Source organism: Candidatus Saccharimonadales bacterium (assembly GCA_036388415.1).
In the GTDB taxonomy this organism is placed as follows: Bacteria; Patescibacteriota; Saccharimonadia; order Saccharimonadales; family UBA4665; genus UBA4665.
The window spans coordinates 519,680-544,573 of record DASVRW010000002.1 but is presented as its reverse complement, the minus strand read 5'-3'; the positions used below and the strand labels follow the sequence as shown (position 1 = coordinate 544,573).

Annotated in this window: 17 protein-coding genes; 16 read left to right on the top strand and 1 reads right to left on the bottom strand. The window is 50.7% G+C overall.

All coding sequences use genetic code 11. The features are described 5' to 3' along the window. Positions 1–2: 2 nt before the first annotated feature. Positions 3–950, bottom strand: coding sequence for a hypothetical protein (locus VF575_02970; protein ID HEX8182540.1), 948 nt, complete (start codon positions 948–950; stop codon positions 3–5). Between the two features lie 135 nt (positions 951–1,085). On the opposite strand from VF575_02970, the gene VF575_02965 reads away from it, so the two are divergent. The 16 genes from VF575_02965 to VF575_02890 all read left to right on the top strand — a co-directional run bounded on the left by VF575_02965 (position 1,086) and on the right by VF575_02890 (position 24,889). Then, entirely contained in the window at positions 1,086–2,141 is a 1,056-nt protein-coding gene (locus VF575_02965; protein ID HEX8182539.1) for a hypothetical protein, read from the top strand. 1 nt (position 2,142) lies between these two features. Continuing rightward, complete coding sequence (locus VF575_02960; protein HEX8182538.1) at positions 2,143–2,775, top strand: hypothetical protein; 633 nt, start codon at positions 2,143–2,145, stop codon at positions 2,773–2,775. Positions 2,776–2,873: 98 nt separating this feature from the next. After that, complete coding sequence (locus tag VF575_02955; protein HEX8182537.1) at positions 2,874–3,932, top strand: hypothetical protein; 1,059 nt, start codon at positions 2,874–2,876, stop codon at positions 3,930–3,932. Between the two features lie 89 nt (positions 3,933–4,021). Beyond that, the gene (locus VF575_02950) at positions 4,022–5,371 is read left to right on the top strand and encodes a hypothetical protein (protein ID HEX8182536.1); all 1,350 of its coding nucleotides are present in this window, start codon (positions 4,022–4,024) and stop codon (positions 5,369–5,371) included. After that, a complete protein-coding gene (locus tag VF575_02945) occupies positions 5,371–6,462 on the top strand; it encodes a hypothetical protein (protein HEX8182535.1) in 1,092 nt (363 codons plus the stop codon). Before VF575_02950 ends, VF575_02945 begins: the two co-directional genes overlap by 1 nt. A gap of 168 nt (positions 6,463–6,630) precedes the next feature. Beyond that, complete coding sequence (locus VF575_02940; protein HEX8182534.1) at positions 6,631–9,873, top strand: carbohydrate binding domain-containing protein; 3,243 nt, start codon at positions 6,631–6,633, stop codon at positions 9,871–9,873. A 5-nt stretch (positions 9,874–9,878) separates the two neighbouring features. Beyond that, entirely contained in the window at positions 9,879–14,837 is a 4,959-nt protein-coding gene (locus tag VF575_02935; protein ID HEX8182533.1) for a hypothetical protein, read from the top strand. Between the two features lie 100 nt (positions 14,838–14,937). After that, the gene (locus tag VF575_02930) at positions 14,938–15,693 is read left to right on the top strand and encodes a hypothetical protein (GenBank protein ID HEX8182532.1); all 756 of its coding nucleotides are present in this window, start codon (positions 14,938–14,940) and stop codon (positions 15,691–15,693) included. Between the two features lie 16 nt (positions 15,694–15,709). Next, a complete protein-coding gene (locus VF575_02925; GenBank protein ID HEX8182531.1) occupies positions 15,710–16,816 on the top strand; it encodes a LytR C-terminal domain-containing protein in 1,107 nt (368 codons plus the stop codon). A gap of 70 nt (positions 16,817–16,886) precedes the next feature. Continuing rightward, entirely contained in the window at positions 16,887–18,260 is a 1,374-nt protein-coding gene (locus VF575_02920; protein HEX8182530.1) for a cell division FtsA domain-containing protein, read from the top strand. Positions 18,261–18,284: 24 nt separating this feature from the next. After that, complete coding sequence (locus VF575_02915; GenBank protein ID HEX8182529.1) at positions 18,285–20,075, top strand: hypothetical protein; 1,791 nt, start codon at positions 18,285–18,287, stop codon at positions 20,073–20,075. Beyond that, positions 20,059–20,529, top strand: a complete 471-nt coding sequence (gene ruvX / locus VF575_02910; GenBank protein HEX8182528.1) for a Holliday junction resolvase RuvX — start codon at positions 20,059–20,061, stop codon at positions 20,527–20,529. Before VF575_02915 ends, ruvX begins: the two co-directional genes overlap by 17 nt. Beyond that, complete coding sequence (gene mltG, locus VF575_02905) at positions 20,522–21,571, top strand: endolytic transglycosylase MltG (protein ID HEX8182527.1); 1,050 nt, start codon at positions 20,522–20,524, stop codon at positions 21,569–21,571. Before ruvX ends, mltG begins: the two co-directional genes overlap by 8 nt. A gap of 118 nt (positions 21,572–21,689) precedes the next feature. Continuing rightward, positions 21,690–22,898 (top strand): LysM peptidoglycan-binding domain-containing protein, encoded by a 1,209-nt coding sequence (locus VF575_02900; GenBank protein HEX8182526.1) that lies wholly within the window; start codon positions 21,690–21,692, stop codon positions 22,896–22,898. Positions 22,899–22,971: 73 nt separating this feature from the next. Then, positions 22,972–24,252: a GTPase ObgE gene (gene obgE / locus VF575_02895; protein HEX8182525.1), complete on the top strand. Its 1,281-nt coding sequence runs from the start codon at positions 22,972–22,974 to the stop codon at positions 24,250–24,252. Positions 24,253–24,298: 46 nt separating this feature from the next. Then, entirely contained in the window at positions 24,299–24,889 is a 591-nt protein-coding gene (locus VF575_02890) for a hypothetical protein (GenBank protein ID HEX8182524.1), read from the top strand. The last annotated feature ends 5 nt before the right edge of the window (positions 24,890–24,894 follow it).

The window sequence follows — 24,894 nt, the reverse complement described above, 5'->3', positions numbered from 1 at the left end:
GGCTATAAAATGCGTCCGATATTTGTGAGTATTCGGTCCATAAACACATCCGGCTCTCGATATACTTGTATCATTTTCGCGAGGTAGCTGTCCCTTGTCTCCATGTTTAGATCTCTACGAGATATTGCAGTTATGCCTGCGGCAACACTAGCTTGTACGCCTCGTCCATTCTGCTGAGTCGCGAATTTTAATGCCGTCGCAGCAAACGAATCATCGTCGACGCCGAGAGCTTGGCGCACGTCAAGACGCACGGCAATGTCGGTTTCTTCGGGATTTCGGTATGTCTGAACAATTGTTTTACCGACTTTCATGATAACCGTACTAGTTTCGTCGTTATAAGTTTGATATATGCCTTCCTGTACTTCTCGTACCTTTGGCGAAGCTGCTATAAGCGAATCGCAAAATTCGTCAATCGTGGCCGGCTCTGGCGTGCCACTCTGATAGCGGTGTGTTTGACGTCGTATATCTGCTAAAAGGTCTAGGGTAGCTGGTTCATCGAGTAGTTGGGTACCTGCGTCTTTGAGCTCATGTATTAACTTCGCTTGAGATAGTTTGTATGTTGGCTTAGATGCGCCACGTTTATCGATTCGTATTTCGGCACAGCCAGTATTGCCGGCGTTTCGGAGTTGAATAGTAGCGGTCGTTAGATTACTCCCACTTAAGTCTTCATCCGAGGTGACATCGTACTGAACATAGCTAAACGGAGTGTCTAATAGGCCTCGATGTGTTGAGCCTGGTTGAAAATGTGCAGGAAATAAAGGCGTTGGAGCAAGTGATTGTTGTCTGCGTTGGTGGCCACGCCATAGAAGAGCGTCTGATATAGGGCCAGTTAAATCCGACAATGGAGCGTAGTCGGCTTTTTCTAATGCAATATTACTGGTTACGACAGTTGACGATTCGTCATACCGACGCGTCCTGACATACCAGTCAGGTAATTCAGGCTGTCTCATAAATATAAAATACACTATATATAACGAAATGTCAAGTAAAGCTATTGTGATGACGTAATTGCACAGCGCGTTTTGAACTAGACGAGGCTGTAAATTCGGGTTACAGTGATTGTAGTTATGTTTAGCAAGTTGACTATGGGTTCTCTTTCATTGATGGCAGGTGCAGCAATGCTGTTTGCCGCCGTACCGACAGGAACGACGTACAAGCTCGAAAGTTATGGTGTCGGCTCGGGTGGTACGGCTAATTCAACTTCTTCTGCCTATGCCATGGAAGGTATAAGCGGGGAAGTGAGCGGTACCCAGATGTCTGGCACAACATACCGCGGCGGCAGCGGGCTCGTGACGACACAGTTGGCGAATGTTCCGACTGCGCCGACGCTGACTAATCCAAGTAATTTTTATAATAAACTACAGCTTGTCATAAATAACGGCGGCAATCCAAGTGACGCTATCTTTGCCGTTGCTATTAGCAGTGATAATTTTGCCACGACGCAGTACATTAAAAGTGATTTTACTATTGGCTCGTCGCTCGTGATCGGCGATTATCGAACCTACGCCAGCTGGGGTGGTGCCAGCGGTGTTACGCTGGTTGGCTTAACTCCCAATACAAACTACCAGGTCAAAGTACGGGCCCAGCACGGCAAATTTACTGAATCCGGATATAGCGCCGTAGCCACGGCCGCAACGGTAAATCCTTCGCTGACATTTGACCTCGACATCGCATCGAGCGACGTAGAGACGGCGGCACCCTATAATCTCGCGTTCAATGATTTAGTCCCGAATACCGTCGTCAACAGTCCGCAGAAAATTTGGGTTGATTTTGATACTAACGGCGATTTTGGCGGTAATATATACGCATACGGTCAAAATGGCGGTCTGCGCAGCGTGGCGGTTGCTTATACGATCAGCGCGCTAACTGGTAATTTGGCAGCAATCGCACAAGGCTTTGGCGCGCAAAGCACTTCGGCGACACAGAGTTCAGGCGGACCATTTACCGTAGCCAGCCCGTACAATGGTACGAGCGATACCGTAGGCATAACTGACACCAATATTCGCCGAGTGTACTCTGCGGCAGCTCCAGTTACTGCAGGTCGTTCATCGTTGCAACTCAAAGCAAAGATCACCGCTACAACCCCGTCATCAAGCGATTATAGTGAAAAGCTAACCGTTGTTGCGGCAGCGAGCTTTTGATATGACGCAGCTACCTGACACGCTCAGCACCAATGACGCTTCAGAACCTAAAAAGCCGAAACGCTCACTACGAAATAAGTTTAAACGGTCTATTGTGCTGCTATTTGTTACGGCTGGACTTGCCGGAGTTGTGTATATCTGCGCTCAGATGCTGGTCGGTCCGTCGGAAGGAATAATTGTTAATGCAATTCCTGAAAATCCATCTCAGACACAGTCAGCCGTGGAGCTGGAACAATTCGAAGGCGTCCATATGACATTTGCGTATCCTAATACGTATCAAGTGCAGCCAGCCACAAAGGATAATTCCAACAGCCTGGAGACGCACTTGCTGAGGGCGTCTGGAATGATGAGTAAAATACTGACGGTCACCGTCGTGGCGCTGCCTTCAGGCCGGCTTGAAGATGATGCGTCGTATCTCATGCGCAGCCTGCATCCGGAAACGTACAAATTGACGCCGCAAACTATACAGGGTGAAAAGGTGATTGTCGCGCTCAACGAAAAGGATTCTCAGCAGGCGGCTTTCTGGGTGCACCAGGGAAAGCTGCTCACGTTTACAATAACGAGTGTGACGATTAATTCTGAAGCGACAGCCGGTGAATACCAGAAAATGCTTGAATCTGTACGGTGGCGATAAGACACTACAATGACGTTTTATAATATGTTGACACCATAAGCATCAACAAGTAATATGATACTAGTTAGCATAACCATAAAGGTTGAGACGGCGAGATAATGCGGATACAAACAAACATAGGACAAAAGACTGCGTTATTAGTAGCGTTTGTTCTTGGTCTCGGCTTATTACTACCTGGTAATATTTCTGCGGCAGGTATGACTAATACGTATGTCCGTTTGGACAGGATGAAAGCCGCTACGCAATCGAGCGTGCGTGTCGTATTTACGACGTCTACTGCTACGGCAACTGAAGATACGGTCAAACTTGATTTTAACGGTACCGATACAACGACGTGGACCGGTTCATCTGGCGTCGTTAATGCAGCCCAAACCGTGACAACGGCCACGTGTGCGACTGAAACGGGAAAAACCGCTTTACCCGGCACGCTTGTTGTCAGTGGCGCTAGCCCGGTCGTGACTATTACAGGTGTTACTAACTTAGCACCTTCAACCGGCTACTGTTTCGACCTTACTTCTACATCGGCAGTCACATTGCCGATAGCGGGCGAGTATCATGCGGTCTTGACCACCCAAACTGGCGCAACCGTCGATGACAAGGCTGTAGTCGCACTGCGTGTTGTCGCCGAAGATCAGATTACCGTTACTGCCAATGTTCCGCCGACTTTCAACTTCCAGCTTGATAGTAACACGACTGCATTCACGGCAGACTTATCGCCAGGAACGAAACGCACAACTACTCCACGTACGTTTACCGTTAATACAAATGCCAAGACAGGTTGGGTAGCTTGGATTCGAAATGCCGATGCAAACGGATTGTATTCGACTGGCGTCGCCAAAAATATCGCACCTACGACACCCGGTACGGCTGTCGATGTCGACACGGCAGCCTCAACCGAACAGTATGTCTGGGGTGTAACCGGTATGTCTCAGGTCGCTGGGCTTGGTACTATGGCAGTCTCGACTGCATTTGATGCAACAGGTGGTACGTTTGAAGGAACGGGCGTTGACAACAGTTACCGTCAGGTTGCATCATCAAGTGGTACATCCGATACGTCGGTTGTGACGCTAGCTGCGGCTGCTACTATCGCTGGTATTACGCCGGCAGCATCGGATTATACGGATGTCGTCCAGGTTATTGGCGCCGGCCAGTTCTAGCGCGGTTGAAATGATACTACATCGTCAAATGTAAATTCTAGTATTCCTGATTATACATAAGCGGGACAGAGAGTATATAATGGTTGATAATGTCTCACGTTAAAAAATTCGGATCATGGGCATTAGGGATAGCAGCCATGATGGCTTTGGCGCTCAATATACTGTTGCCGGTCGCAGTATCGGCACAGGCAACTACGACGAGGCCGCCGCTCAGTCTGACGACTTCGCCGATTCCACTCAATGTGGTGACACAGCCCGGCGAAACGGTTACTGCCGATCTTCGTGTCAAAAACAATAATACGTCGACGGAAAAACTCAAGATTGAGCTGCTCAAGTTTGGCGCGAACGGCGAAACCGGCAATCCGCAACTTCGTGAGCGGGAAGCTAAAGATACATATTTTGAGTGGGTGAGTTTTTCAGAGGATACTTTTACAGCTGAACCGGGAGTTTGGAAAACTATCAAAATGACAATCAAAACGCCACCATCTGCGGCGTTCGGATATTATCTAGCCGTCTTGTTCTCGAGGGCTACACCGGACAAACCAACGGGTGGCTCCAGCGCTGTCGAAGGCGGCGTCGCAAGTCTGGTATTACTCGACGTCAATGCGCCTGGGTCCAAGCGGGAAGCCAGTGTTATTAGCCTGACGGCAGACCGCAAAGTCTATGAGTTTTTGCCGGCTAATTTCAAAATCAAGCTCCGGAATAATGGCAACGTCCATGTAGCGCCCGCCGGCAGTATATTTATTAAACGCGGCGACAAGCAAATTGCCCTCATCGATTTTAATACGCAGCGCGGCAATATCCTGCCAGCTTCCACGCGCGCCTTCGAAGCCACATGGAATGATGGATTCCCGTATTATGATGTCAAAACAAGTGGCACAAAGACTACCAAAGAACTAAAATGGGATTTTGGCCAAATACAAAAACTACGGATTGGGCACTATACGGCAACGCTCGTGGCTGTTTACGACGATGGTCAACGTGATATCCCTATCGAAGCAACTGTCGGTTTCTGGATAATACCGTGGCGCATACTCGGAGTTTTGCTGCTTATTTTGCTGCTCGTCGGGGCAGGTCTGTGGATGATACTACGCAGTATATGGAAAAAGATTCGGCGGCGTCCCAGTGATACGGGCGGCTCAGCCCCGACTGCGGCAGCGATGTCACCTGAGCCAGCCTTGGTGGCAAAAGAAGACGAGCGCACAGTATCTGATGGCGTCGATATGCCAGTACAGCATGCTTCCGCGGATGACACCCAAACTGCGCCAAAGCTGTCCAGTGTGCGGCATACAGATAACTTAGAGACAATAGTACCAGCAGCTGATGGTACGCCGAAAACAGCTCCAGAAGTTAGGCCGAATCAACCGTCAAAAAGTTCTGGTATCCCGCCCGCAGAAGCGTCCGATCAACGTAAAACAGCTCCCGAGCTCAAGGACTGATGAGACATCGTCTGCACGGCAGTATTTTCGGTCTCGCTATCGTCGGCCTGCTCACGATAGCTTTACATGCGGCTCCAGCGGCAGCAGCAAGCCAGCTGCTAGCGCCGATCGGTAGTTCATTTGCTGCAACTGCAAGTCAGCAATCCGGCAATCGGCCAGCTGTCGGCACATCGAAACGTGGCGGTGTTACCGTTTCACCGGCCTTCCAACAGATTAGTCTAACCTCAGACAATACCACAAGAACATTTGATTTTGCGGTTACCAACAATTCGGCTCAGGAGTATGAATTTGCGTTGTCAGTTGTCGATTTTGGAAGTTTGGACGAAACTGGCGGTGTTTTGTTTGTCGGCAACGCCGAAAAGGCCTTGAGCTACCGTTATGCATTATCTCCGTGGGTGACACTCGAAAAAGATCGGATCGTGGTAGCTCCGTATGCGACTGAGAAGATCCCGATTACGCTGAACAACAAAGAATCGCTCACTCCCGGCGGCCACTACGGAGCAGTACTGGTAACACCGACCGAGGTCGGCGGTAACTCGCAGCAAAAAGTTCAAATAGATCAAGTCGCATCTTCGCTGCTGTTTGTGAAAAAGCTCGGCGGGGAAGTCTATAATCTCAATCTAAGCAACTCAAACATAGCAACCCGTCTGCTGTCACTGCCCGGCACGCTTGATCTGCGGTTTCAAAATCGGGGTAATGTTCATGTCACGCCGCGGGGTATCGCGACGGTGACTGATCCGCGCGGCAGAATTGTTCAGCGGGCAACTATAAATCCAGACTCGGCCATCGTGATGCCGGAGACATTCCGCAGTATCAGTATGCCATTCGACAGGCTAGCAGCTGCGTGGCTGCCGGGTCGCTACAAGATGACGATCGCATACCGCTATGACGATCAAGCCACCTTTCGTACGGTCGAATCAAGCTTTGTGTATGTCAATCTCGGATTTGCCCTCGGAGTACTTGCCATAGTGGCTGCTGGCTTATCTATAGTGCTCAGTAAGCGCGTGCGTACGTGGACTAAACAAAGTCTGAAAAAACTTGGTAGCCGATTAAGACGGCTGCCAGGCCGAGTCGGTAAGAATCCTCGGTAACGAAGTCTAGCTGCTGAGGGTAAACTGACCCACATTAACAGACAATAATACAGACGTAGTGTGAAAATTTCGATAGCGTAAGCGCATTGTTTTGAACTGCCAAAACTGTTATCCTTAAAGTACTACGAAACAAGGGTGACGTACGGGGTTGTCTGATTGAAATTTGGGATGAAACACATAGTTTTGCGAATAAAAACGCTATTTGAGGCCCGTCGGGTCCTCGTTACGGCTGTAGTAGCTGTATTCGGATTGTGTCTAGTTGCAGCTATCGCCATTGGTGTCACCTCGACAGCACAGGCAGCTCCCGGTGTCTACAAAACTGTCAACTTCCAGGGTAAAGTCGTGAGCACCAGCGGCATCAATGTTCCTGACGCCAGTTACACATTCAAATTCCGTATCTATACCAGCGCTACTGGCGACACTGCAATTCCTTGTTCGACGACGTGTCTATGGGAAGAATCCAAAAGTCTGACGACCGTCAACGGTATATTCCAAACCAATCTTGGAGACACGACTGCTTTGCCGGGATCAGTGAACTTCAATACCGATTCATTGTATATCGGGGTCGTTTTCAATGGCGATACCGAAATGACACCGCGCATCCGTCTCACGTCAGTACCGTACGCCTTTAATGCTGACATGCTTGATGGCCTCGACAGTTCATCGCTGGTGCAGCTATCTCCGTCAGCACAGCAGACGGGTACGATTAACGTCAGCGGCAACATTACCAGCGGGGCTGCCGTCAATGCGGCAGCTATTGACTCGGCTGTTGGTGGTACGGCACTGACGCTGGGATCGGCTAATGCCAGCGGCATTACACTTGCTAAAAATACGACGATGAGTAGTAGCTTCACTATGTCGCTGCAGGGCAATAATTCACTTAATTTGGGATCAACGACCGCTGCTGGCGGCATAGTATTTCGGGACGGCACCGCCAACAACCGGCAGGTGACGTTGTCGACAATCGGTCTTACGGCGAGTTACAGTATCAATCTGCCGGCGTCAGCGCCAACTGCCGGCTTGCAGTGTTTACAAACGGCGAATGCTTCGACAACAAACCTGATGTTTGGCTCATGTTCTGGCGGTAACGCCTATATATCTCTCCAGTCCAGTACGCCGGGTACGGCTGAAACGGGTAATTTCAACATCACCGGTGTCGGTATCGCAGCCAGCTACCAGGCAGGATTTTTTGATCAAGCATCAGCCGCAGTTCTCAATATCGGTACCGTTAATGCATCCTCAATCACAATCGGTAAAAGTGGGTTTTCGACGACCGTCGCCGGGACCTTGAATGTCCAGGATTTGAATGTTGGTTCCAACAGGAGTGTTGTGTTTACGGGCGGTTCAGGTAACTTCAATCAATCTGCATCGAGTGGCACCTTCAGTACGGGTACGGGCACCGTGGCGCTAAATGGTAATACAACTATAGCTAGTGGCAGGACACTGATTGTAAATGGTGATACAACCATCAGATCATCATCCGCTACCGCTCTGTCTGTACAAAATGCTGCCGGTACCGCAACGCTCTTTGCGTTTGATACGTCAACTGGTAATTTGTCGCTTGGATCCGGCGCCAGCCGTACGATAGCCATCGCTGCGTCAGCTGCCGGAGCGGGTACCGACCTGACGCTGAGAGGCAGTGCTGCCGGTACGGGCAATGTGAACGGCGGCAATCTGATCCTGAGCGGCGGCGCTGGTACCGGAACCGGCGTACAGGGTCTTGTAAATCTCTCAACGGCAGCATTTTCGGCTTCGCCGCTTCAGACGAACTCTATCGCGGCTGGTATAGTCGATCAGTATAGTTCGATACCTGTGACGGCAAATACCACCAACTTGACGATAAGTGTTCCCGTACCGCTCAGCGCGGTGACGGGACGCGTCTTGTATGTTACTGCAGCCGGTGGATCGAATGACTTTACGATTTCACTTGGTGGGACGAGCATTGCGATTGCCATGAAGGCAAATTCGACAGCTACGCTTATCTGGAATGGTACTGGCTGGACGGCGGCCGGTGCGTCCAGCTCGACTGACCTTCAGTCTGCTTACAACAACACGTTGACATCAGCTGGTGGTGCCGAAATCGTTCTCAATGGTTCCGGTGGCAACGCTGACGGATTTACGATTCGTAACAATGCCACGACGCCGATCACTGGCGGACTGCTCGAAGTTCAGTCCGCTATTGGTACCAACCTGCTGTCAGTCAACAATAACGCCACAGAGCTCGCCGCCAACGGTGGTGCCGAGACGGCAGCCAGCTTTGGCACGGCCTGGACGGCTATCGGCGCAGCAACAGTTACACGCAACACGACACTGGCTAACGTTGCGACCGGACAGGCTTCAGCACAAGTTGCAACCACCACAGCCATTAACACTGGTATCCGGAACAATCTGGTAGCAAACCCGGCTGTCAGTACGACATACCAGGTTTCATTCACCGGTTTGCTTGGCGGTGGTAGCTTTACGACACTCGATGTCGATTATTCCCGCGATGGCGGTACGACGCTAACAGCCTGTACTAATGTCAGCACAACGACGCTGGTAACGACCGGTTGGAGCAAGGTGACCTGTACCTTTACGACTGATGCGACGACGGCGACAAACCCTGATCTGATTATTCGACAAACGGATGCAACTGCCCGTACCTTTTGGGTTGATAACCTTAGTGTCACCATCCTGACGGCGACTTCGACACCACCGAACGTGCAGATTGGTGGTGGTCTGTACGGCGGCGCGCCGACAGTCCTGACACTCGACCGATCATCGAGCGCACCTGTTGCCACCGGCAATACGGCACTACTCGGCTCGATGTACTACGACACAACATCGGGCCGCATTCAGTGCTACGAAGCAGATGGCTGGGGTGCTTGCGGTTCATCACCAGACAACTACGTTAACCTGGTGCCTGAGTATACCGGTGCCGTGCTTAATGGCACAGGTATCGGCACGTTGACATCTGACTTCTGTTCCAATCAGTCAACTGTGCTACAAGTCAATTTGTCTCTCTGTAGCACTGGCCAGGCGCTCAACTACTACAAATGGACCTCGCCGCAGGCCACCCAGCAAACCTACAGCATCTACGTGTCGTACCAGTTGCCGGCGGCGTTTAAGCAGTTCCAGAGTGATAGCACGATCCAGCTGACCGCCCGTACAGATAATGTTGCAAATGGTATCGTGAGCTATGAAATGTTCCGCAGTCAGGCTGGCGCGTTGTCGGCATGTGGTACTGAGACGACCGTTACCTCTACTCTCAATACATGGCAGACTGTAGGCATTAACGGAAATGAATTAACATCCTGTGGATTTAGCAGCAGCTCAGCCAATAACTTCGCAATCTTCAAAATAAATGTAAAAGCCAGAAGCAACGCCAACGTATATGTCGGTACGCTCAGCTTTACGACGACGGGCCAGTAGTGAGTATGAACATACACTTGCAACAACTTCAGCAGCGGCTACGCACCAAAATTATTTGGGCGGTCAGCTATTTGCCAGGTGTACGACGCTATCCTGTTCTGGCTCGACTCGGATGGGGAATGATGGCGCTTCTGATGAGTGCGACAGTGTACATGCAAGTGTTCGAAGCCCGTGTTTCGGCACAGGATTATAAGCTGTCGCCTAAAGCCGAAAAACTGGTTGGCCGTGCCAACAGTGCCTATGCTGCCAGCCTCAGATACGATGCTGCCAGCCAAAGCTATGAGTACAACAAGGGGTACAAACCGGGCGACGGTGCCAGCGGCGTAACCGGGCTTGGTGGTGGACCAAAATTCTCAGCTAATTTTAGCGCCAAACCTGAACTGGGCTCAACGATTATTGATCCAGTCAGCCAGGCATCACTGACGATGAAACCAAAATTTGCTATGGCCACGCCTGTTCAGGACGACAACCGGTTGGTATACCCGTTACTTGGCAAACCAGGCCAAAATATCTACACCTTCAAGGGAGATGGATACAAAGAAGACATCGTGCTGAACGCATATGCCGGAGATGCTTTAAAATTTGCCTATGACCTCGTTCTTAGTGATGGTACCGAAGCTCGTCTCGAGCAGGATGGCTCACTCGGGGTGTACGGCGTATCAAACAGCTTACTCGGTAATGTTACGACGGGAACAGCACAGGATCAGGAACTGCTCAGCAAGGCGCGCACTAATGGCGAAAAAAACAATCTGCTCTTTACCATACCGGCGCCCTTTATACGTGAATCCGGAAGCAAATCGAGTGGCGCCAAAGCCTGGTTTAGTCTCGAGAAGAATGTTTTGACCATGCACGCTGACCGGCTCAAGCAAGCGACATACCCACTGTCAATTGACCCCAGTGTTTATGTCGAGACTGCCACTAAGCTGATGCGCGGAAACAATGAAACAAATGTCGACTTCGATACCAGCAATGAACTTATCCAAAAGGGTAAGTTAACTGGTGCGCGCTTCGACGCCTGGACAACCGGCCTGACACTACCGGCTGCCCGCTGGAATTTTGGGAGCGCTGTTGCCGGGGGCTATGCCTACGTCGTCGGTGGCAGTAGTGGAAGCGTCAACCAATCAAATGTGTATTGGGCCAAGTTCGATACCTCGACAAATGCGATTGTCGCACCAAATCCTGGCAACGGAGCCTGTGCCAGCTGGTGTACCGATACGGCGTACAATCTGCCAGCAGCCCGCGCCGGCCTGTCAGTCGTGGCGTACAATGGCTATCTCTACGCCTTTGGCGGCGTTGATGGCGCTGGCGCCCGCAGTAATAGCGTCTACATTGCCAAGCTCGGCCAATCTGGTGAGCCCGCCTTATGGCATCCGACTGACACAAATCAGAACAACTGGGTGTACTGGCACACGGCGGCGTCGCTAACGTCCGAACGTAGCTATTCGGCAGCGGTCGCGTACAATAACCGCATGTATCTCCTAGGTGGTCAAACCAATGCAAATTCCGGTGGTGTTAATACTGTCGAAGTTGCTGATATAAATCCAATCGGAACACTTAGCAGTTGGTCTATAGCCGGAATGACAGTTATGCCGAGTGTGCGGCATAATCATAGCGTACAGATATACAACGACCGTATGTATGCCATCGGTGGTAATAGTAACGGTACGCTTCAGAACAGTGTGCAATATATCAAAATTTCCAGCGACGGCACGCTAGCCAGTTCGTGGGTAACGACCACACCATTTACGACGGCCCGCATGGCCTGGGGCGGTAATATGAGTACCATTTGGGGCGGCTATATTTATGTTGGTGGTGGCTGTACCTCACTGACGACTGGCAACTGTTCGGCTGCTGGGATCACCGGTGGCAATACAATTCAGCTGGCCAGTATTAATGCCGATGGTAGCCTGACGGACTGGTCCGATATCATCGGCGTCACTGCACCGCGGATAGGCTACGGTCTCCTGGCGTGGCGTAACACATTGTATGGGATTGGTGGCTGTACTGCTCAAAACACTACCACTGGTGCATGTTCGACAACAGCTCCGGCAATACAGTACGGTGTAATAAATGGTGACGGTGACGCTAGTACGGTGAACAGTTCCCAGCCCTATAGTGCTGGTGTAGTCGCGGGCAATCCATGCAGTGGCTTTGCAACGGGTAGTGCATCGCTAAATACCTGTAATATTCCACCAGCAGGGAGCGGTGCAGGACAAGGTGGCCAAATGAACTCCGGCGTAGTTGTTAATAATGGCTATATATATGTCATAGGCGGTTGTACGGATATTTCGCAAACCAATGAATGTACGGCAAATGGCGGCGCCTCCGCAATGAGTGGAAACGTATCCTATGCCGCAATTGCTTCAGATGGTACAATCGTCGCTCCTGCTAGCTGTAGCGGCACTTTTTCGAGTGGCACATGGTGTGTCGATAGTACCAACAAAGTTCCAAACCAGTTTTATTCTACGGGTACTGCTTGTCAAGGCAATGCCGCAAATAACTGTACAATCGCCGGTACGAATATAACTGGTAACGGTACGACGTGGACAGCAGCTATGGTAGGAATGAATATAGTTTTTGCAAACGGCAGTAGAGGTACTATTACCGCTCGTAACAATAACACGTCACTTACTGTTACTACGACTCAGGCTGTTGCAAATCAGAACTATGTTATCTATACGTCGGGACTAGGTACGATGGCGTTCAGCGTGTTTAATAATACATTGTATGTCTACGGAGGTACAGACGGCACTGGAACATTCGAAACGACGCTGAGCTACGTGGCTTTAAATGCGGACGGCAGTTTAAGTGGCGCGTGGACTCCGCAGACTGCCGCAGCAACGGGTTTGTCTACAACCGGACGCGGCTATAGTTATATGTTTACCCGCGCTAATCCTGCATCAGCCGGTACGAACCCTGGAAATATGTATATTATGGGAGGCTGCTCTAGTAATGCGGGCGTTGGTTGTAGTGCGTATTACACGGAGAATTATAAATGTAATATCACGATTGCCGGGAGTGTCTCGGGATGTAGCACTGCTGGCCAGCTGCAGGTCGATGCCGATCCTGGTGTAGCCGGCAATCAGGGGTTGGGATTGATGGCAGGCGCAGTATATGCAAACTATGTTTATTTAGTCGGTGGCTCTGATGCTAATACACCGCAGCGCGGGGAAATTATTTATGCTAAAATCGATAACTCTAATAATATTGTTGCGGTGACCGGTACAATATGGACCGTTTCCTCCGAACAGCTTAATCCAGTTCGGAGGCGCGGATTTGCATTCGGTTACAACGGATATCTTTATGCACTTGCTGGGTACAACGGTACCGCGTCGTTAAACGATTTGTTGTATGCCAAGATTAACGTAAGCAATGGAAGTATTGAGCCGTTCAATACTTCAAATGTAACTGTGACTACCAGATGGGATCTGCGAGCAATTGTAGCGAACGGTTATGTGTATGCCATTGGCGGTTGTAGTACAGGAGCCCCTCCGGCCAGCTGTACTGCAATGACTGCATCGATTCAGACTTTCCAGCTCTATAACAACTATTCTGGTTCTCCAACTGCATATAATACGACAAGCACAACTGGTGTAGACAGAATCGGAGGTAGTGCTACGGTGCTGAATGGCTACGTCTACTACAGTGGTGGCTGTACAGTTATCGCTTGCACGACAGCTAGTAATAGCACCTATTACGCACCGCTAAACCCCGACGGTACTGTTGGCGCCTGGACATTAGCCGCCAGTACCATGCCGGCCGTTCGGGCATGGGGCAAGCTCGTGGCGGCAGGTGGCACCTTGTACTATGTGGGCGGACAGGATAGTGGTGGCGCCGAACAGGCCACTGTTTACTATACTTCCGGTATCAGTAACGGCGTTCCGACATGGAGTATTACTGCTGCGACTAATGGATTGCCTGCAGTACGCAGTCAGATCGGTGCTTCAGTCTGGAATAATCGTATCTATGTAACGGGCGGACTTGATGGCGCCAATGCCGCGCAAACAACAGTCTATCGTAGTCCAGACATGAGTGCCGGTGGAAACATCAGCTCAGCCTGGGTAACGACAGATACGGCCTTTAATATTGCACGATCTGGCCATACAACAATGGCATATGCTGGAAATCTCTATGTACTTGGTGGTTTCGACGGTACGAATTATCTGAATGATGTCCAGTATGCCAAAATCAGCTCTACTGGTGCAGTCGGTGCCTGGAGCTATACGACGAGTCTGCCGCAGCGCGTCTACCAGGCAGATGGTTTTACGGCCAACGGATATATGTATTTGTTCGGAGGCCGGTCAAATGCGACGACCTGTACGACTAATACCTATATTGCGCCGATCAGTGCCAATACCACTATCGCATCCGGCAATAACCCAACTGGCCTTGGCGATTGGTCACAAACCAATGTCAAATATGCCGGTGCCCGCTACGGCGTAGCAGCAGCCTACGACCAAGGCCGAGCCTATATCCTTGGGGGTGGCTGTACGGCAATGGTGGCGGCCGGTGAACGAGCTTACTATTCGACATTGCAATCGCAGCCACAGGTCGCCAAATACTCGTTACTTATCGACACCGATACCGATGTATTCCCATCAAAATGGCTGATGAACGGCCTCGATAATGATGTTGGTGCCCGTTGGAAGTTTACCTATCGTTCCAGCACCGACGCGACGGCAGCATGGGGCCAAACGACCGATTACGGTACGGTAACGCTTGGCACGCCTGCGACATACACACCAGTCGACAGTGTCGGCACTAATACGAATTTTGCCCGCTATTACTACCTCAGCGTGTCTATCGACAGTTCGCAGGCATTTGGCTATCCGGAAGATGTGTCTCGTGGCCCGACGATCAATGACTTGTCGCTATTCTTTACCAGTGACCCGTCCAAGCGTTTGATACACGGCAAGACGTTTACTGGCGGCGTCCAGCAGCCGCTGGATACACCGATCCCGTAAGCAGTACTTTTTAAAGCGACGAAACGCCAACAGTTCAATTGCCGGGTTGAAGCACAGTGCACGCTTATGCTAAGCTGACAGATATGGCGAGAGGGTAATAATGGAAAGCACGAAGTTGAAGAGTGTTGAAATTGATGCGACTAACCAGCGTAAATCTGTCAGCGCGCGCCCAAAAATCAAGAAACCAGCCAGTAAAAAATCAAAACGAAATCCAAGACCTCCGCGCGCTGTTCGCTTGTCGCATTCTGAGCGGCGCATGCAGCCAGCCAGGCCGTCCCGAATGGGTGTATCGGTTACCGTTAACGTTGCTGCACCGCGTCTTCATCCAAAGATAGCTGCCAAATTACCAAAACTACCAAAGTTTTTCCGGCTGCGCCGTCCGCTCGCCATCGGCCTAACGCTGGTTGCCGTGTTCGTTGTCGGATTCACTATACGCATGGCTCAAGATACAACTACACCTGATTCAGGCAAAGTAGCTGCCGCCGAACGAACAGAACCTGATTTTAAGCCGTTAATGCCGTCTGCCGAGCAGGCCAGTGCAACACAGTATGACGGCAAGCGCAATATGCTCAGTTACGCGGCTACCTTTAGTGGTGTACGCCTCACAGTTAGCCAACAGCCGGTACCGGCACGGTTTGCAAATGACCCCAAGGCAATTACAGCTGCTGCCGACAGCATAAACGCCAAGCAGCGCATCGATACTGGCAAAGGTCCTATCTATATTGCTACTAACGAAGACAAAACTCAGCTGGCAGTATTTGGTGATACGCAGGTTTTATTGTTTATTCATACCGACCGCCAGCTTGATGATGCATCCTGGAAGGCATTTATCGAATTACTAAAACCTAAGTCATAATGGCAGGAATAGCACAATGGTAAAAAATCCAAAATCAAATTTCAAAAAATCCACGCGGAGAAAACAATCGGATGCAACGAGTGTCCAATCTCTGGATAATTCATCATATAAATCTACCTCAATGCCAACTGTCGCTCCTCTAATGCCGCCGGCTTCGAAAACAGCGCCAGAAGTTGAATTAGTTACTTCGCATGATGCTGAGCAAGCGGCCTCAATTGATAGCCAACAACTTGACATCAACAATGCCGCCCCGGAGACCGAGCTAGATTCATCTACTACAGTTCCCGGCATATATACAGGAAGTACTGCTGCGGTACAGGCAAAGCCCGTATCGGGTGATAGTAAATCTATTGATTCGAATGATACGACGGACGATTTGTTTGTAGGACTAAATAAATCAACAGATAATGCTTCTCGACCTCTGCATGACAAACCCAAACAATCCCAAAGTCATTCCGAAACTGATACCCTAGAATCATCACGAGTACAGCCGCCATTACAGAAACACAAAATTCTTAAAGTAACCCGTACCCGTCTGATTGTCGCCAGTTTCGTGCTGCTCGTCGGTGTACTCGGACTCGTCTGGGCGTATCAAGCCCGCAGTACAGACGATACGACATCTGCTGCCAACAAAGCGCTTGTAGCTGAAGTTGCCGAGCGAGCCGTCCTACCGCAGGGCGAAACGCCCACTATCACAACAGTCGTTGATAAGAAGAAAATAAATCAGACATTTCTAGCAAACGCGGCTGATGGCGACAAGGTATTACTCTATTTTCAATCAGGGCAAGCTATCGTCTATCGGCCGTCGACGAGGCAAATTGTCAATATGGGCCCACTTGCACAGCCGGCGGCCGAGGTGTTCGTACGCAATGGCTCGAGCAAAAATGTGCCTTCTTCGGTCAGCGACAAGCTCAATCAGGCGGCTGGATTTACCATTGTGTCGCGGGACACCTCCAATAAGCGAGACTACCCCAAAACACTTGTCATCGATATAGCGGGTAATCGCCCAGATGTAGCCAAGCGTACAGCGGAGCTAATCGGCGGAGAAGTAGCGCAACTGCCGGCAGGCGAAAACCGTCCGGACGCTGATATACTGATCATTATTGGTGCAAATGCGCAATAACTATGCCGAAATGCAAAATACGACGTCTCAATCAAATACTTGAACTGCTGGATGTGATAAAATAATGCATATGCTTGATTTGCAAAAGATGAAACAACTCGGGCTGTCAGCCGCTGGCAAAGCAGCCGACAAAGCCAGGGAAAGCGCGGGCAAGGCCAACGCTTCTCTTAAAAATCGCAAAACCAGCAATAGCTCGAGCGATGAGCAGTATATCGTCGCACTTGATATAGGTACCGAATACGTCAAAGCCTTGATCGGCAAAGTCTCCGCAGACTCCAGCCAGATTGATATCATTGGTGTTGGCCGCCAGCATCAATCGCTGTCAGATATGCAAGCAGGGGCAGTCTCTGATATTGCGGGCGTAGTGCGAAACTGTGACGAAGCGCTCAACAAAGCAGAACAGCAAGCCGGCGTCAGCGTACGCAGTGCCGTTATCGGTATCGCAGGAGAACTCGTCAAGGGGACGACAACCACAGTCCGCGTCACGCGCAAGCTAGCGACAAAGCCGCTTGATATTGCCGAAATGGAAAAGATCATCAAGCTCGTGCAGGAGCGTGCTGAATCCAAAGCTCGCACGCAAATGGCTTGGGAACTTGGCGGCAAGGATGTCGAGGTCCGCTTGGTGAACAGCGCGCTTGTCAGTATTGAAATCGACGGCTATCCAGTCACAAACCCGATTGGGTTTCAGGGCAGTGACGTCGTCGTGCAGCTCTACACCGCTTTTGCACCGATGATTCATATCGGCGCATTAGAGCGTGTTGCCAGCGAGCTGGATATCGATCTGTTGGCAGTCGCGGCCGAACCGTTCGCAGTCGCCCGCTCGGTTATCGGTGATGAATCAAACACCGGATTCAGTGCAGTGCTCATGGACGTCGGTGGCGGTACCACGGATATTGCTGTTATCAATGAAGGCGGTGTGCAAGGCACGAAGATGTTCGGTATCGGCGGGCGGGCGTATACTCGATCAATCGAACGCGACCTCGGTGTAGATTTCGATATTGCTGAAAAACTCAAGCTAGCGATGGCTTCCGCTGATGTTCGAAGCAGTTTGCCGCCAGCCAAGATCAAAGCCGTTGAAGCTAGTCTGCAAAAGACGTTAAATGTCTGGACTAGCGGTGTCGAGCTGGCGCTGGCTGAATTTCCGCAGCTCGACCACCTGCCACACCGCTTACTGCTCTGCGGTGGTGGTTCAAGCCTCGATATGCTCATGGACGCACTGCAGAAAACCGATTGGTACCGCAGTTTGCCATTTACCCGCAAGCCGGTCGTCCAGCACATCAGCCCAAGCCAGGTTGTCGGCATTACCGATCGAACCGGCAATGTTTCCGACCATACTTTCATTACTGCCATGGGCTTGCTCCGCGTCGGTCTCGATACGTTGCACTACGCCGGAGCATCAGGTAACTCTGTCAAAGAAAAGATTGACCGCATTCTTCAAACGTAATAATAACCAAGAGAAATTAGCATTATGGCCGTATTACCCGCATCATCATCCTCATCGCCCTCCTCGTCGAGGGAAATCAAAAAAGACACCGTCTACATTGATGTCGATGATGAGATAACATCAATCGTTGAAAAACTGCAAAATTCACCGCAGCGTATCGTTGCTTTAGTATTACCAAAGCGCGCCGCCGTTCTGCAGAGTGTTGTTAACATGAAACTACTCAAGCGATCCGCTGACAATGCCAAAAAACATGTCGTCCTGATTACTTCAGAGTCTGGGCTGCTGCCGTTGGCTGGCGTTGTCGGTCTCCACGTAGCCAGTAGCCTGCAGTCTAAGCCGGCAATACCCGTCGTGCCGGCTTCTCTTGGCGGTGACATGGCAATGAATAACGGTGATGATATGGTAAGCGACGTCGAAGATTTTAGCGCCGACGCCGCAGCAGACAAGCCAATCGGCGTTTTGGCAGGACTGCCACCGGAAGAACCAGAAACCATACAGATGAATGACGACGAAGACAGTGCAAAACTTGGCGCCAGCGCCGCAGCTGTATCCGGTAGCGCCGCTGCAACCGCGGCCGTCAAGGGTAAAAACAAGAAACTCAAAATACCGAACTTCAATAAATTCCGTACACTGCTGATCGCCGGAGTCGCCGTATTTGTCCTGCTTATCGGCGGATTTATATATGGCAATATTGCGCTCGCCAAAGCCACGATCACGCTCAAGACTAACAGTAGCGATGTACTGACTAAGGCCAGCCTAACGCTTGACCCGTCCGTGAAGGAGGTTGACCTCGAAACAGACACGCTGCCCGCTCGTATAGAAACCAAGCAGCAAACTGGCTCCCAGCAAGTCAGTACCAGCGGTGAAAAGAATAACGGTACGAAGGCAACAGGTGAGGTGACATTAACGCTTCTCAATTGTGATGTGGATTCGGTGACCGTACCCGCGGGTACCGGTGTCAGCTCGGGTGGTCAAACCTTTATAACGCAATCAAGTGCCACGATGGAAAGCGTGAAGATTGCTGGTAAATGTCGCAATACTGATTTCAAAGATGTATCAACTGCAGGGGTTAGCGTCGTAGCTCAAAAAGCAGGTGCGGGTTATAATCTCCCGCCCAGCCCCTTTACAGTGGCTGGTTATTCGAATGTCAGTGGCGGTTCAAGCGATCCGATGTCTGGTGGCACCGACAACATCGTAAAAGTCGTTGCCCAGGCAGATATCGATAGTGCCAAGCAGAAGATTGCCGGTCAGGAAAAAGACAGTAATACTGCCGAAGATGACTTAGCTAAAAAATTATCCGCCGCAGGCTATACGGCGATCGCTGCAAGTCTCAAAGCCGGTGAACCGACGGTTACGCCGAGTGCTGCCGTCGGTGATCAAGCCGATACGGTTACCGTATCGCAATCGACGACCTATACCATGTACGGCGCAAAGTCTGCCGATATCAAAAAGATTATCGCTGCCCATGTCCGCGAACAGATTGACACGAGCAAGCAGGAAATCCTCAAAGATGGCTTTGACACCGCCAAATACGAGATCAATACCCCGAACACGGCTGGTCCGCTTGGAGTGACGCTCAGCGCTACCTCACTTGCAGGCCCGGACATCAAGACTGATAGGCTCGCCAGCCAGTTAGCGGGCAAGAAAACCGGTGATGTGAAATCTGTTGCGAAATCCATCCCAGGTGTCAGTGATGCTACAGTCAAATACAGCCCATTTTGGATTTCATCCGTTCCAAAGAACGCCAGTAAAGTCGAAATTATTATAGAAAAGTCAGCTCAACCAGCCCGCACGACTAATGGATCAAATCAGTAACGATCACCAGCGGAGCGGGATGGCGCTTGATGTCGGCACACAGCGGATTGGTGTGGCTGTTGCCAACCTCGGTGTTCGCTTCGCAAGACCCTTAACTACACTTGAGCAGCCAGACCGTTTCGTTGATGATATATGCGAACTAGTGCGCCAAGAGGATGTTGCTTGGGTAGTGATCGGTTTGCCACGCGGCATGCAAGGCCAGGATACGGCACAGACGGCACAGACACAGGCATTTGGAGACGAATTACAACAGCGTCTCGCAAGCGGCAACGCGCCGATTCCGGTATACTGGACGGACGAGGCGCTGACCTCTGCTCGCGCTGAAGCCGAGATCCGCAGCCGAGGCAACGCACGTAAACCGTATGCACACGCCAAAGGCGACATCGATGCACTAGCGGCAACGTACATACTCGAAGATTTTTTGATCGAACAATCAAAGGAGCATCATGGCTGAATATTCAATGTACTCGAGAGTCCGGCACTGGCCGAAGCGGTTGTTATACACGGCGCTGGCATTATTAGTGCTACTGATTGCGGGCGTGATTGTCGTACGACATATCTACGACGTCAATCTGCAGCCCGTCAGCAGTTCAAAAGACGAGAAAGTCATAACTGTAGAGTCTGACGCTACCGTCCCGACGATTGCCAATGATCTGAAGCAGGCCGGCCTTATCCGGCAGGTCTGGGCCTTTGAACGCTATGTTCGCAACCACTCGCTCGGCACGCAGCTGCAAGCCGGTACCTATAAATTCTCTCCTTCGCAGAGTGCTCGTGATATTGCGCGGCAGATTGCTGACGGCAAGGTTGCAGTAGACCTGGTGACCATCCTGCCTGGCGCGCGCCTGTCGCAAATTCGCGACGCCTTCGTCAAAGCCAAATTTGATCCGGCGGCCGTTGATGCTGCGCTCGATCCGGCCGCCTATGCCGGCAATGCTGCGCTAACCGATAAACCGGCCGGTGCTTCGCTCGAGGGTTTCTTGTATCCGGATTCATACCAAAAGAGCGCTTCGACTGACCCGAAGCTGATTGTGGAGCAGTCGTTGTCCGAAATGGCCGCCAAATTAACGCCAGACCTGCGGGCTGCCTACGCCAAAAAAGGCTTAAACACCTTTCAGGCCGTTACGCTGGCATCGATTGTCGAACAAGAAGTGTCTCGAAATACCGACCGGGCTCAAGCAGCACAAGTATTCCTGAAGCGAATTGAGGTCGATATGCCACTCGGGTCTGACGTGACGGCGTTCTACGGTTCGGTCATTGCCGGACAAAAACCTTCACTGACGTACGATTCTCCGTACAACACACTGATGTATAAGGGTTTGCCACCTGGTCCGATCAGTAATGTATCCGAGAGTTCGCTCAATGCGATTGCTCGCCCGGCTGATACCGACTGGCTGTATTTTGTAGCCGGTGATGACGGCAATACCTATTTTTCAAAGACATTTGAAGAGCACAACGCGCTCATCAAACAGTATTGCAATAAACTCTGTAATTTGTAAACATAACCGTAAAAAGGTTGATAATTGCAACATATTTGGTATACTACAGGGGTAGCAAAGCTACATTTCATTAGTATTACACCAAATATCAGCTTTAATAGCCATAGTATACGAGCCAGTGTCAGATTTCTGCTGCCGGCTCAATACTGAGGAGATTTGTATAAGCAACTCACATCTGCAATCGGTTACCTCACATCTGCCGCTTGAAGCCGTGCAATCAACTGAAACCTACCGCAAGCTCGACCAAAAGGTCCATAAAACGCTTCGTCGGAAGTCTTTTCGACGCCAAGCTATCCGCTACGGACTTGTTGGTCTCAACGTCGTATTACTGCTCGGCGTTATTAGCTTTGTGGTGGCTGGTCACCAGGCAAATGCTGACAGTACTAACACCTTACGCTCGTCGGCCCTAGCCGCGAGCTCACCTAAGTCTGTCGCGAATCCGCTTGACCAGGTATCATCAGCTGATATCGCATTCAATGTTGCCAGTATGAGTGCAATGTCCGAAGTTACTGCCGTCGCCAACCAGGCCGCATCAGTCAATATCGAACTGACCATTGCGCCGGCTACTGCCAGTATCGTCTCCAAACCGCAAGTCGTCAGCACGGCGCTCAAGAGCAAAAAAGACATTAAGACGTATGTTGCAGTTGCTGGTGACAATGTGGCGATTATCGCAGCAAAATTCAACGTTACCTCAGACAGTATCAAGTGGTCCAACAATCTGTCCGGCTCTGTCGTGACCGTTGGTCAGACCTTGTCCATACCACCTGAAGGCGTGTCTGGTATCGTCTACACCGTCAAAGCCGGTGATACCCCCGAAAGCTTAGCAACAAAGTATAAGGCGAGCAAAGATGAAATTACCGCCTTCAACGACGTCGAATTAACACCGCTTAAGGTCGGTGAACGCATTATTATTCCTGGCGGCAGCATCGCCGCACCAGTCATCGCGCCAGTCCGTACGGCAGCCTCAAACGCTGGCGGATTCGCTTTCGGTACCGCGCCAATTTATGGCAACAATGCCTACGCCTATGGTTACTGTACCTGGTATGTTGCTGGTCGTGTCGCCGTGCCATCAAACTGGGGTAATGCCAACACCTGGGATAACGGTGCCGCCATCAGTGGCTGGACAGTCAGCTCGGTGCCGCGCGTCGGTGCCATCGGTCAGACGAACCGCGGTGCAGAAGGCCACGTCGCCATCGTCACCGATGTCTCGGCAGATGGTACCATGATTAAATACTCGGATATGAATGGATTGTCTGGCTGGGGCCGTGTCGGTTCAACCCCTGATTTCGTCAGTGCGGCCAAATTTGAAAACTATATTTACCAGTAATTCTATCCCGAAACAGCGCTGATAATAAAAATTTCCGCTTGGCAGTGCCTACACCCTGCTATACTGAGGCAGTATGAATTTTATAGACAAGACAAAGGTGTTAATCAAAGCCGGTGATGGTGGCAATGGCAAAATGAGCTTCCGTCAGGAGAAGTTCATCGATAAAGGCGGCCCGGATGGCGGCGATGCTGGCCATGGTGGCAACGTTGTATTCATGGCCAGCCGTAATCACAATACGCTGGCCGCCTTCCGCTATCAGCGCGAATTGCAGGCAGATCCTGGTATGCCAGGCGGTACCAACAAAAAGCATGGCCGCAACGGCAAAAGCCTAATCGTCAACGTGCCCGTTGGCACAATAGTCATGAATGCCGACGGTACGGAAGTATTGGCTGATCTCATCGAAGACGGTCAGGAAGCCATCATCGCCAAAGGCGGTAAGGGTGGATTTGGTAATGCCCACTTTGTTAGTTCGCGTCGCCAAACCCCGGCATTTGCCGAAAAGGGCGAGCCAGGCGAAGAGCTGGAAGCAATGCTGGAACTCAAGATGATCGCCGACGTTGGCTTGGTTGGTCTGCCGAATGCTGGCAAATCGACGCTCCTGAGCCGTATCAGCAATGCCCGTCCAGAAATTGCCGATTATCCGTTTACAACGCTTCGTCCCAATCTTGGTGTGGTCGATATCGATAAAGGGTCGAGCTTACTCTTTGCGGATATTCCTGGACTCATCGAGGGTGCAGCCGAAGGCAAGGGCCTGGGCCACGAGTTCCTACGTCATATCGAACGAACCGCAGTTATCGTGCATCTGATCGAAGCCTACAATGACGATGTCGCAGCAGCATACACCACTATTCAAGACGAGCTGGCTGCCTATGAAATTGATCTCAGCGCCCGCCCGCAGATTGTTGTACTGAACAAAATCGACGGGCTTGACGCCGAAATAATTGCCGACCTAACCAAACAGCTGCAAGAAGTTGCTCCTCCTAGCACACCAGTGTATGCTATCTCGGCAGTCGCCGGTACCGGCCTTAAGGAGTTCTTGTACGCAGTGCACGCCGTCGTTACGACGCGCCGCAGCATTGTTCAAGAAGTAGCGCCAGAAGATGACATCCCGACGCTTCGATTGTCAGCGGCAGACAGTATTCCATGGAGTGTTACGCCGATTGAAGGCGGCTTCCAGGTAACTGGCCCCAAAATCGAACGCTTTGCTGCCCGCACCGAATACGACAACGAAGAAGCCATCCAGCGCCTGCGTGACATTATGAAGAAAATGGGCATCATGCACGCCCTTATTCGTCAGGGTATCGAGCCGGGCCAGGTTATCCGCATCGGCAGCGCCTACTCGATAACCTACTAGCATAAGCGCATTGACTTTTGTTGACATAAGGTGTATAATAAACTTTATGAGCAAAGAAATGTATCATTATGGCGGCGAAGACCCTGATGAGGCTGAATTGTCAGGCCAACTCATTGAAGTGACTGCTGACCGAGATAGACTAGTCGCTATGAGAACTGAAGTTGCTGACCTCTATACAGCCGTCACAAATCGCGAAAGATTTGGTGACTGGAAGTGTGATTTAATTGAAGATGGTGTTGCTCGGTTTCAGGCAACGCAATCCTACCCTGCAAAAAAAGTCAAGGTAATTGATCTTATTGTGCCGACTGATAATGCTATTTCGGCTGAAATGAAAGTAGTACAGAACACGACAGAAAAGTTCCGTAATTTTACATGTAATGACGTGGAAGTCTTAATAATTTCTGACACTACATACAGGACCCGCGGTACTCTCACAACTTATTCCAACGGATTTCTTGGTAATGATGGCGTAATCAAAACCGAAACACAATTTCCAAAGAATTTAGATGAATGGCAACAAACCTTGAATCCACTTATTGAAAGCAGAGGCAAGCTGAGTATTGTAGAGGAATTTGATCTTCCTCAGCCGCCGACTATTCGCGGAATTTTCAATGCTATTTATAAGCGTAAGACGTAGTAATA